The 10,300-nt window shown below is 54.5% G+C and carries 10 protein-coding genes; 4 read left to right on the top strand and 6 right to left on the bottom strand.

Annotated elements, in window-relative coordinates; all coding sequences use genetic code 11:
* Positions 1–112 precede the first annotated feature (112 nt).
* Positions 113–1,369 (top strand): M16 family metallopeptidase, encoded by a 1,257-nt coding sequence (locus QQ91_RS18155; protein WP_250833396.1) that lies wholly within the window; start codon positions 113–115, stop codon positions 1,367–1,369.
* On the opposite strand, the gene QQ91_RS18150 is transcribed toward QQ91_RS18155, so the two are convergent.
* The 3 genes from QQ91_RS18150 to QQ91_RS18140 are packed head-to-tail and all read right to left on the bottom strand — an operon-like array spanning position 1,366 to position 4,375.
* A complete protein-coding gene (locus QQ91_RS18150; RefSeq protein WP_166276952.1) occupies positions 1,366–3,018 on the bottom strand; it encodes an NAD+ synthase in 1,653 nt (550 codons plus the stop codon). The genes QQ91_RS18155 and QQ91_RS18150 overlap by 4 nt on opposite strands.
* 9 nt (positions 3,019–3,027) lie before the next feature.
* Positions 3,028–3,732: an NUDIX hydrolase gene (locus QQ91_RS18145; RefSeq protein WP_375340958.1), complete on the bottom strand. Its 705-nt coding sequence runs from the start codon at positions 3,730–3,732 to the stop codon at positions 3,028–3,030.
* 43 nt (positions 3,733–3,775) lie between these two features.
* Positions 3,776–4,375 carry a nicotinate-nucleotide adenylyltransferase gene (locus QQ91_RS18140; RefSeq protein ID WP_166276947.1) on the bottom strand — a complete coding sequence of 200 codons (600 nt, stop codon included), beginning with the start codon at positions 4,373–4,375 and terminating at the stop codon, positions 3,776–3,778.
* A gap of 362 nt (positions 4,376–4,737) precedes the next feature.
* On the opposite strand from QQ91_RS18140, the gene QQ91_RS18135 reads away from it, so the two are divergent.
* From QQ91_RS18135 to grxD, 3 genes are all read left to right on the top strand, one after another.
* Entirely contained in the window at positions 4,738–5,343 is a 606-nt protein-coding gene (locus QQ91_RS18135) for a tetratricopeptide repeat protein (protein WP_166276944.1), read from the top strand.
* Between the two features lie 79 nt (positions 5,344–5,422).
* The gene (locus QQ91_RS18130) at positions 5,423–5,674 is read left to right on the top strand and encodes a BolA family protein (RefSeq protein WP_166276941.1); all 252 of its coding nucleotides are present in this window, start codon (positions 5,423–5,425) and stop codon (positions 5,672–5,674) included.
* Positions 5,675–5,720: 46 nt separating this feature from the next.
* A complete protein-coding gene (grxD, locus tag QQ91_RS18125; RefSeq protein WP_166276938.1) occupies positions 5,721–6,044 on the top strand; it encodes a Grx4 family monothiol glutaredoxin in 324 nt (107 codons plus the stop codon).
* A 150-nt stretch (positions 6,045–6,194) separates the two neighbouring features.
* Here the strand turns inward: grxD and QQ91_RS18120 are convergent, their stop codons facing one another.
* The 3 genes from QQ91_RS18120 to rne all read right to left on the bottom strand — a co-directional run bounded on the left by QQ91_RS18120 (position 6,195) and on the right by rne (position 10,098).
* Positions 6,195–7,337, bottom strand: coding sequence for a cyclic di-GMP-binding domain-containing protein, MshE-related (locus tag QQ91_RS18120; protein ID WP_201277176.1), 1,143 nt, complete (start codon positions 7,335–7,337; stop codon positions 6,195–6,197).
* Between the two features lie 129 nt (positions 7,338–7,466).
* The gene (locus QQ91_RS18115; protein ID WP_166276936.1) at positions 7,467–7,961 is read right to left on the bottom strand and encodes a DUF427 domain-containing protein; all 495 of its coding nucleotides are present in this window, start codon (positions 7,959–7,961) and stop codon (positions 7,467–7,469) included.
* Between the two features lie 19 nt (positions 7,962–7,980).
* Positions 7,981–10,098 (bottom strand): ribonuclease E, encoded by a 2,118-nt coding sequence (gene rne / locus QQ91_RS18110; protein WP_166276933.1) that lies wholly within the window; start codon positions 10,096–10,098, stop codon positions 7,981–7,983.
* Positions 10,099–10,300: the final 202 nt, after the last annotated feature.

The raw sequence follows: 10,300 nt of genomic DNA, 5'->3' as shown, positions 1-10,300 counted from the left end.
TGTATCTCACAATTATATCTAAACTTTGTGAGATGCGTCAATTGTGTGGGGCTAACGCCCCGCTCCTATCCCTCCCCAACCTAAGAGGATCGGGGTTTCTCGGAGAAAACTGGTGACGGCTGGTCCCACTCGCTATCAAACGGCCTCCGGGCTCACGATCATTGCGGAGCAAACGCCCACCGAGGCGGTAAACTTTAGCCTCTGGATCAGGGCCGGATCGGCGGTGGAATCCAAGGGGCAAAACGGGATGGCCCATTTCCTGGAACACATGATCTTTAAAGGGACGCCGAATCTGGCGCCAGGAGAATTTGAGCGGCAGGTCGAGGCCCGTGGAGGCGTGATGAACGCCCTCACCAGTCAGGACTACACCTGCTTTTACTGCACCGTTGCCCCCTCGGATTTTGCTGCGATCGCCCCCCTCCAGATTGAGCTGGTCCTGAAGGCACAGATTCCAGAGACGGAATTTGAGCGGGAGCGACAGGTGGTTCTGGAGGAAATCCGGCGAGCTGAGGATAATCCCCGCCATCGGATTTTTAGTCAGACCCTGGCCGCCGCCTTCCCCAAAAGTCCCTATGGCCGTCCGATTTTAGGACCCGCTCCGGTGATTCAATCGCTAACGCCCGAAGCCATGCGCCAGCATCACCGCACCCACTATCACGCCGCCAACCTCACGGCAGTGGTGGTGGGAAACTTACCCCCAGAAACCTTGATTGAGAGGGTCAAAGCTGGCTTTGCGCCCCACCTTAAACCCACCCCTCCCCCAGCCCATCTCCCTCCCTGGCCGGAAGAGGTAGCCATTACCAGAGCAGAGGAGGTGCAAATTTACGATCGCCGCCTGACCCAGGCCCGTCTCATCATGCTCTGGCATGTGCCGGGCTTGTCCCAACTGGAAAGCACCTATGCGCTGGATGTGCTGGCGCGGATTCTGGCCCACGGCCGGACTTCCCGCTTAATCCAGTCCCTGCGTGAGCAGCGGGGACTGGTCTCTAGCCTCTCGGCCCGCAACTACACCCAGGCCCACCAGGGACTGTTTTTAATTTCGGCGCACCTGCAGGTGGAGCACATTCCCGCCGTTCGCGACGAAATTCTGCGACAGATCCAAGATTTACAGACTCAACCTGTTCCAGCATCACAGCTTCAGCAAATTCAGCGGCAGGTTGCTAATCAGTTTATTTTTGCCAATGAAGCGCCCGCGAGCCGTGCCGGTCTCTACGGCTACTCCGAGGCGATCGCCCAAAACCTTCAGGCCGGGCTCAACTACCCGCACCGGATTCGCGCCTTGTCTCCGGAGGATATCCAGCAAGCCACCCAAACCTATCTGGGCCCCCGCAACTACCGGCTGGTAACCTTTACCCCTAAAGCAACCTAGGAGGCTGCAATCGGCATCCGCCAGCCAGTGCCAAAGGCTCGGTCAGTGATTTTTAGCCCCGGTGCCGCCTGTTTACGCTTGAACTCAGCCCGCTTGACCAGCTGAATCACCCGATCCACCTCCGCAGGCTCATGACCACTGGCCATAATTTGCTCACGGGATTGGTGCTGGTCCACCCACTGGCGGAGAATATCATCTAACACTTCGTAGGGAGGCAGCGAATCTTGATCGGTCTGGTCCGGGCGCAGCTCGGCGCTCGGGGGCTTGGTCAACACCGACTCCGGAATCAGCGGTCGGCCTCGGGTTTGGTTGAGCCAGCGGCACAGATCATACACCAGGGTTTTAGGAACATCCGCGATCGCCGCCAGTCCGCCGCTCATGTCCCCATACAGCGTACAGTAGCCCACGGCCAGCTCCGATTTATTGCCCGTAGACAGGAGCAAGTAGTTAAATTTATTGGCAATGGACATCAGCAGGTTACCGCGAATCCGGGCCTGGATATTTTCCTCCGCCACCCCCGGATCCGTCCCGGCAAATAATGGAGCTAAGGTTTCGGCATAGCCCTGCATCAACCCCGCAATCGGAAGGGTTTGGGTGTGAATTTCCAAGGCTGTGGCGAGGGCCAGCGCATCTGAGATCGAGTGCTTGGAGCTGTAGGGAGAGGGCATGAGCACCCCTAAAACATTCTCTGCGTCGAGTGCTGCCACTGCGATCGCCGCCACCAGAGAAGAATCAATTCCACCACTCAGCCCCAGCAGCGCGCGCGAAAAGCCACATTTGCGGGCGTAGTCCCGAACCCCAAGCACCAACGCTTGCCAGACTTCTTCCAGGTTTGACAGCTCCGGCGCACAGAATCCGACCGAAAATCCGGCCTGAGAGGCTTCGAGAATCAGCAGATCGGACTGAAAGGCCCGAGCCCGAGCCACTAAGGCCCCATCAGGATTGACGACGAGGCTACGGCCATCAAAAATCAAGTCGTCATTTCCCCCCACCTGATTCCCATAGATAATCGGCAACCGAAACCGCCGAGCAGCATGGCCAATCAGAGACTCGCGCAGCCGCTGCTTCTGGGTACAAAACGGCGAGGCCGAAAGATTGACCAGCCAATCAATTTTCTGATCCACCAACTCAGCCACCGGGTTCACGGGATAGGCACGCTGCCCCCAAAATTCTTCATCGTTCCACAGATCTTCGCAAATGGTAATCCCGATGCGATAGCCCGCCAGCTCCATTACGTTATGGGTGACCCCGGCGGCAAAATATCGATTTTCATCAAACACATCGTAGGTGGGTAGCAGGCGTTTATGAAACCGCTGCACAACCTGCCCAGCTTCCAACCAAACCATGCTGTTAAACAGAGGCTTTTCACCCCGCTGTCCCGCCCTGGCATTCACGGTGACAGTCCCCACGAGAGCTGCAATTCCCTTGGGTAAATGCTGGGAGATGGCCGTGATTCCCGCTTCTAAACGATCCACAAAGGCCCTTTGTAGGAGCAAATCTCGGGGCGGGTAGCCACAGAGCGACAATTCCGGCGTCAGTAGCAGCCTCGCCCCTTGGGCCTGGGCCTCGCGGGCCGCAGCAAGAATCAGCGCTTGATTCCCGGCAATGTCGCCAATCTTCGGATTGATCTGGGCGATGGCAATTTTCATAGGGCTAGTTTACACAAACACCAAGGGCTGATCTTGAAACGGCGCAAAGGCCTCTCTATCAAACTGGAAGAGCGAAGCCGGTCGCCCCGCCCCTCGGATTAGCTTTTCGCCAGTGTCCCGGAGAAACCCCAGCTTCAGTAGTTTTGAGCGAAAGTTGGAATAGTCGGCAAATCCATCTCCCAAAATCGCGCAGTAAAATTGGTACAAATCATGTAAGGTGAACTGCACCGGCAGCACATCAAACGCAATGGGGCTGTAGGCCACCTTATTGCGCAAGCGTTGATAGCCATACTGTACAATTTCCTGGTGATGGGCTTGAAACTGAATGGGCGAGTTTAGAACATGCCAGGCGACCGACTCGCTCCTTAATGGGGCCTCCTCGTAGCGGACCAGCGCAAAATAGCTCACGGACAGATAGCGTCGGCTCTCACTCGGCTGCGATCGCAGTGGCTCATCAAAGCTATAGAGCTGCTCTAGGTACAAATTCTGCACCTGAATGGTTTCAGAGACAATTCGATAGGCCGCCGCCTGCAAGGATTCACCCGGCCCGACCCCACTTCCCGGCAAGGCCCATCCTCGCGCCTGGGGCGATCGCCCCAGCAGCACTAGCAAACAATTCTGATCGTGATCCACGGAAAAAATTACCAGATCGATCCCAACTGAAAACTCCACTCTGGGCACCCTTAAGCACTCTTGACCGGGGGAAGCGGGCACCTCTTGCCCCTTGTTCTCCCACCCACGGTTCTCCCACACCCCCTTATCCTGCACGCTGGGCCGCTGCTTGCTCATGGTTTACCCCATAGAGTTGATGGGCCCAAATGTATTCCCACACCTCCTGAGGAACAGCGTCAGTGCCTGACCCGGCCCGCACTGCGCTGGAAGACACCGGCAGCCCCCTAAAATCTGCCATGACGATGCGGGCACCCCGCGCCCGACAAACCAACAATTCTGACTCCTCCACCGGCGAACCCGGCCGGGGAACCACAAGGAATGAAGCGAGACTAAACAGGCGGTCAACGCAGTGCCAGTGCAGTAAAGAGGGCACAATATCCGAACCAATGACCACCACAAGCTCAGCCTCCGGCCATTGCTGCCGCACCCTTTGAACCGAATCAACGGTAAAGCGACGCGACAGATCCGGCCTCCACTCCACGGATGACCCAGCGGCATTGACCGCCCTCACCAACAGCCCTAGCATCTGCTGACGATCGTTCAGACTCGTCTGCCCTTGCTTAAAGGGATTTTCCACCGCCCATACCAAGACGCGATCGTAACGTGCCGCCAGGGCCAGTAAAATCTCCTGATGCCCCACCGTCGGCGGGTCAGCACTGGTTCCAAATAGGGCAAAGGTGGCCATAAAAGACGAACATCACAGGCGAGAAGTCAGGTTCCCTAATTATAGTAGTTTCTACCAAAAGGGAACCTGATGGTGCCCTACCGTCGTCGGAGACTTCGGAGTGTGAGCCAAAGCACCCCACGTTTTTTTCTTGCGATCGCCATTATTGTGTATCCTGTGTTGAATAATTGTGTGGCCTCCCGCCTGCAATCTAGCCGCATCTTCCGCTCCAGTTCCCTCAGGTAAACCTTTTATTCCATTAGGCCCTTCAGTTAATCCGTCCACTCAATTAATCCGTCCACTCAGTTCTATCTTGTCCACCTCTGTGTTGACCCGCCTCTGTACCGTTGATCTGTACCGTTGAAAAGTTAAGAGTTAGCCGCATGTTTTTTTCACGCCTCCACTCCAACTGGCTTCAGCAAACCGCACCTCATTTGGTTGCAGGTTTAGTTCTGACATCGGCCTGCACTGTTCCCTTCACGGCCCACGCCAATCCCAACCGTGAGCAAAGCCCCCCGCTTCGCATCAGCCAAAATGTGGAGCCGATCAGTCCCACCTTTGACAGCAATGGCCTCTTCAGCATTGCAGCGGGCAAACGGTTGATCAGCGAAGCCGACCGAGCGGTTTCCTCCCAAAACTACAGCCTAGCCGCCGAAAAACTACAAGATTCTCGGCAACTGATGAATCAGCTATCCAATTTTTACCAGGGACTAGCCTCCACCTTCACAGGTGTGGACCCTGTGGTGGCCAACAGTCTCCGCAAGAAGGCCCTGGAAACGGCAGAGTTGCGCGATCAGTCTACCTATCAACTGGCCCTCGTCTACCGGGCTCAGAATAAGTCCGATAAAGCCATACCGCTGCTCATTGAGATTGTCCGCAGCCAAAATCCCTCTCGCGACCTTGGAAAACAGGCCTATCGCCAGCTTCTAGAGCTGGGATTTGTAGATGTAGCTTATCCACGTTCACAAACCACTGGAGATGCCCGCTAAGCTATCTCTCAGAGCAAGGGAGGCTCCTGCTAAGTTATAATTCAGGTCTTGCCTCTGCTTCGCGACCCTCGACATTTCCATGATTAATCCGGAACAGCTAACTACCATGATTCGGGAGGGTATTCCCGATGCCCAAGTCACCGTGGAAGATCTCACCGGTGGGGGTGACCATTACCAAGCCACGGTCATCTCCGAAAGCTTCAACGGCAAAACGCTAGTCCAGCAGCATCAAATGGTTTATCGTGCTGTCAATGCAATCATGGCCGATGAAACCCTGCATGCTCTAGCGCTGAAAACCTTCACCCCTGAAAAGTGGACGACTCAAGCTTAGAGTTGAGCGTCCCATTCTCTGACTGTTTGTAGGAGCTTGATCCATAATGACCCCAGAACTCAAAGCACGTATTGATGATCTTGTTAACCAACATAAAATTCTAGTTTTTATGAAGGGGTCTAAGCTCATGCCCCAGTGCGGTTTCTCAAACAATGCCGTACAGATTCTCAACAGCCTCGGCGTCCCCTTCGAAACCGTTGATGTACTCGCAGACTACGAGATTCGGCAAGGCATCAAAGAGTATTCCAACTGGCCAACCATTCCGCAGGTTTATATCAACGGCGAATTTATTGGGGGCTCCGATGTTCTCATTGAACTCTATCAGCAGGGAGATCTCCAGCTCCTAGTGGAGACTGCTTTAGCCTCCTAGTTGAGTTTTCTGCAAATGCCCCGCCACAGCCTCCCTCTGGACAAACGGAGAGAGGCTTTTTAATAATCACAGCGCTACAGGATCGGAGTTATCTCTTTGCCGGGGGGCTGGGCGAACAAGTTTGGAAGCTGGGCTTGAATCCGAGGCAAACTAATCCGACTCAAAATTTTTCCAATCGATGGCTTCTTCATCGGAAATAATTAATGTCTCTCGCTCATTAACCGTGTGAGTAGAGGAGTCAGCGGAGGCAAGGGCAGAGCCCAGGTCTGAAACGATAAACGTATCGCGCTCGTTAATAGACAAGGGCCGATCCCTTGAGATGGAGTCTCTTGCTGCCCCCGGTCCGTTGACCGGATCCTCACCTTTTTTCTGGGAAATGAGCGTCTTGAGAAGATTTCGGCTTGATTCAAGATAGGCTCCAGCCTGCCCCGTAGAGGCGCTACGCTCAGGCTCCACGACTTTTTTCATGAAGTATTCTACGGTTTCTTCTTTGATCCACCCCCGGCGCACCACCACTTCGCCAAAGCGCATTCCCGTGAGCTGCTGGTCAGCAAGGGCGACCTCAATTTGAGACTCGCTTAACAGTCCGGATTCTACGAGGTAGCTGCCCAAACGTTTGCCCTGGGCAATCGTTTGCCGCAGGGGAGTTTCCTTCAGCTGATCCGGCGGAATGACTTGGCTAAGATCATCCTTCCATCCGCACTCAGGGCAATCCCAAAATAGGGGAGGAGACTCCAAATGAGCATGCTCATATTGGCATTTGGGACACACCCCCGTAAAAAAGGGGTGGTCCACGAGAATATCTAACTCTTCAGTACTGGAAACCTGGGCAAGAAACTCTGCCACAGAGTACCGCTGACTATTCGTCTCCGGGCGTGCAGGGGTTGGGGGAGTCTGGATATTGCGTTGAGCAATCCTATGGGTCAGGGCAGCAGGCATAGGGCTAGGGCGCGGGCTACGCCCCGCTTCCTCGGGAACCGGAGTCCCTGAAGTGGAGCGAACAATTTCCTTCTTAAAGGATGCTTGGGGATCGCCCAAGCGCTGCGTAAAAATTTGAATTCGCTCAATGTTTTGGGGAGAAATTTCATCGATCGTTTGCTGCACCTGAAGGACCAGCTTGTCGAGGTCATTATCCCTGAGAAAGTTAATCAAAATCTTGAGCAAGCGATCTTTTTGGCGAACCTTGACGTGGGCACCCTGGGGAACCAGAACGCGATTCAGGAGAACAGCAACGGCTTGGGGATGCCCCTGCTTTGCAAAACCAACCACCGCTTCACTTGTTATTCCTGCCACAGAAATTCACCTTTCCAACTGAGTCCTGACTACAGGATACCTAGCTTTCCCCTAAAAGTTATCACGGCACTGTTTGAGTTTCGGCAACCTGAGATTCTTCCACCTGACCTCTGTCGATTTACCACAGATCTACCAGCCTAAACTTCCAGATCCTCCCTTAAAAGGCCCCACAATATCTGCAGTGATCCAGCCACCGTAAAAGTCTCCAGGCTGGGCCTGAACCGGTTCACCATCCACCCAGCAGGCATCCATCAAGCTGGGATAAAACGCTAGGTAATTTTTAATTTTTATAAACGCCGGTGTGGGCTGGGGATAATACCAGGCAGCATTCTCCCGAACTTGATCCCCCACCTTGAGCGTGTAATAGTGGGCAACACCTTTCCATTCGCAAAAGGTGCGACGCGGCGTCGGGTATAGCGCAGATGCACACACATCCTCCGGGGGAATATAGAACACCGGAGGATGGCTCGTTTCCAGCACTCGATAGGTTCGGCGGGACGCCGCTAAGGTCATCCCCGCCAACTCAATTTTGATCTCCTTGACACTAGCTTCTAGCCGAGGGGGGCGCGGATAGTCCCAAACGGATTCTTTGCCCTCTCCCGATAATTCTGACGATGAGTTCATCGGTCCATGCCTGCTAGATTTAGTTTGAAGTTTCCAAGGACAGCTGCTGAGCCGAGGAAGAGGCAGAGGATCGGCGGCGTCGACGCCTAGGCGCTTTGGAGGAAGGGGCTGGCTCATCTCCCTCAGCTGAGGAGGAGACCACTTTTGATTGGGAGGATTTTCGATTCCGAGTGCGAGGCGCTCCGCTATTGGCTAAGCGAGGGGGTTCAGTCTTAGAACGGTCAGAGGTCTTCTCCAAAGAAACGTCCGACTCTTCTGGTTTAGCTGGGTCGGCAACAGGCTCATTCCCCGTTGGATCCATGGCTTTAGCGCTGCGGGTGGAGATGATTTGCGGCGATCGCTTTCCTGGGGAGGTCGATCCCTCACCGGCGCCATTGATCAGTTCAGGGACCTCCGCTTCAGCCTGCTTTCCAGGAGCGGTGATTTTGACAATGGCCGTTTTGGGATTATTCACGGTCCCCTCAAACTTAACCAGGGGCGAAATGCCTAAAAAGGCATAGACGTGCTGCTCTTGATCAGACATCTGAATTGAGACAATTTCTGGGGGAAGTTCCTGACGAATCTTAGGCGATTCTCGTCGAGATCGCCGTCGTCCGGCGGCGGAGGCTTTCTCGGCAAGGGCATCCCGAGACGGCCGTTCCCGCCGTGCAGGTTCACTCTCTTCAGCACTTTTGCGCACCACCTTCGGCGTTGAGGTGGATAGAGTTGCCCCCAGACGCGATCGCCGCCGTCGCTTCCGATTTCCCTGCTCTTGATAACTGGGATGATTCATTAAATCCAGTTCCTGGAGGTTAGACATGGTTTCAAACCCCCCGGTTGACCGGGAACTGGCAAAGGCAGAACTTGCAGCAAAACTTCGAGGCGCCTGACGCTCCACCATCGCGCCAGGCGAGTCTTCTGGGTCGCCGGGGAGATGGGCCAAATGCCCCAAACCACCGCAGGTCTGACAGGGACGACCAAACAATTCATAGATGTTTTGCCCCTGACGCTTGCGGGTTAACTCCACCAGACCCAGTTCCGTCAGCTGAGCAATCTGCGGCCGCGATTTGTCCGAACGCAAGGCCTTGTTAAAGTGCTCCAGCACCTGGAGTTGGTCCCGACGGGAATCCATGTCAATAAAGTCAACAATAATGACCCCGGCAATATTGCGCAGCCGCAGCTGTCGCGCAATTTCGACTGCAGCTTCACAGTTGGTCCACAGCACCGTCTCACGGGCAGTTGCCGAACGGGTGAAGGATCCTGAGTTGACATCAATGACCGTCAGCGCCTCGGTTCGCTCAATGATGATGTATCCTCCCGAGGGTAAATCCACTCGAGGCTTTAACGCCTCACGAATGGCCGCATTCACGCGGAAATATTCCAACACGCTCCCCTGTTCACGATGTTGATCAATTAAAATTCCCTGGGGCAAGCGATTCCCATTCCAATTGGCCAGATACTTTTTAACTCGATTTAAGCCAGACTCGGAATCCACCACAATGCGGTTCACATCGCTGCTATACACATCCCGCAGAACCTTTTGAATAAAGTCCGTGTCCCGATCTAAGAGCGCCGGGGCACGGGTGGAGGACGCTTGCTGCTGAATAGCCTCCCACTGAGCTTGCAAAAGCTCTAAATCCTCGATAATGGCATCTTCCGACACGCCATCAGCTTCTGTTCGCACCAGAAGCCCCATCCCTGAGGGCTTAATTAATATCCCTAAGGCCCTGAGACGACTGCGCTCTTCTTCCTGATTGATGCGCCGGGAAAGATTGACCCCCTTCCCGTAGGGCATCAGCACCAGGTAGCGGCCGGGAAGGGAAATATTACCCGTGAGCCGCGGCCCTTTATTGCCCGTTGGCTCTTTCATCACCTGCACCAGCACTTTCTGCTGGGGGGCCAACAATTCTGTTATCGACCCGGAAGTGCGGCGAAGGCGCAGCGGTCCGAGATCGCTAACGTGAATGAACCCGTTACGTTCTGAATCGCCAATATTGACAAACGCCGCATCAATGCTAGGTAGGATATTCTCCACAACCCCCAGGTAAATATCGCTCACCTGATGGCTACCGGTGGCTACGATGAGTTCTTGAATTTGCTCCTCTGCGAATACCGATGCGATGCGATGCTGTTCAGCGATAATAATTTGTTTTGGCATTGAACCACCTCAAAACCAGCTACGAACCGTAGCCTGGCTTGTCACTTACAAATGAATGGATAGGAAAAAACTTAGAAACGACCGACATACCTTCCTCGCAATCCACCCTCCTCTCAGGGAGAGCGATTCTTGAGAGACTGTATTCCTGGACCTAGATCACCCTGGACTTGGAGCACAAAGCCAAGGGTGGACTGTTTAAAGA

Origin of the sequence: Lyngbya confervoides BDU141951 (assembly GCF_000817775.3) — a bacterium.
GTDB classification, from domain to species: domain Bacteria; phylum Cyanobacteriota; class Cyanobacteriia; order Thermosynechococcales; family Thermosynechococcaceae; genus Lyngbya; species Lyngbya confervoides.
The sequence above is the reverse complement of the archived record's forward strand: the minus strand, read 5'-3'. Positions and strand labels throughout refer to the sequence as shown.

Excerpts from the sequence above, each read along its gene's own strand:
- QQ91_RS18150 (WP_166276952.1), bottom strand. The coding sequence starts at position 3,018 with ATGAAAATTGCCATCGCCCAGATCAATCCGAAGATTGGCGACATTGCC.
- QQ91_RS18115 (WP_166276936.1), bottom strand. The coding sequence starts at position 7,961 with ATGAACTCATCGTCAGAATTATCGGGAGAGGGCAAAGAATCCGTTTGG.
- grxD (WP_166276938.1), top strand. The coding sequence starts at position 5,721 with ATGACCCCAGAACTCAAAGCACGTATTGATGATCTTGTTAACCAACAT.
- rne (WP_166276933.1), bottom strand. The coding sequence starts at position 10,098 with ATGCCAAAACAAATTATTATCGCTGAACAGCATCGCATCGCATCGGTA.
- QQ91_RS18130 (WP_166276941.1), top strand. The coding sequence starts at position 5,423 with ATGATTAATCCGGAACAGCTAACTACCATGATTCGGGAGGGTATTCCC.
- QQ91_RS18135 (WP_166276944.1), top strand. The coding sequence starts at position 4,738 with ATGTTTTTTTCACGCCTCCACTCCAACTGGCTTCAGCAAACCGCACCT.
- QQ91_RS18140 (WP_166276947.1), bottom strand. The coding sequence starts at position 4,375 with ATGGCCACCTTTGCCCTATTTGGAACCAGTGCTGACCCGCCGACGGTG.